Source organism: Ensifer sp. Root954, assembly GCF_001429005.1.
In the GTDB taxonomy this organism is placed as follows: domain Bacteria; phylum Pseudomonadota; class Alphaproteobacteria; order Rhizobiales; family Rhizobiaceae; genus Ensifer; species Ensifer adhaerens.
Genome location: NZ_LMJM01000013.1, coordinates 1 through 258, shown reverse-complemented (window position 1 = coordinate 258; position 258 = coordinate 1). Strand labels below are relative to the sequence as shown.

General features: G+C 60.1%; 1 protein-coding gene. It reads left to right on the top strand.

Translation table 11 applies throughout. The features are described from left to right. A partial coding sequence (locus tag ASE71_RS07050) for a DUF1254 domain-containing protein (protein ID WP_156411752.1) occupies positions 1–258 on the top strand: 258 nt, incomplete at both ends.

Below are 258 nucleotides of genomic sequence, written 5' to 3'. Positions count from 1 at the left end.
CTCGATGAGTTCGCGCTCGCAGTCGAAGCCTACATTTACGCCTACCCCCTCGTGACGATGGAAATGACCCGGCGCGTGATTACCAACGTCGCGGAGCCCGAGGGAACCCGTGGCCCCATGGGGCATCTGATCAAGCTGCGCCAGTATCCAGACGCGAAGTTTCGGGACGTGACGGCGCCGAACGCCGATACCCTTTATACGACGGCTTTCTTTGATGTGGGGGACGAGCCTTGGGTGGTGAGCCTGCCCGATTTGAAA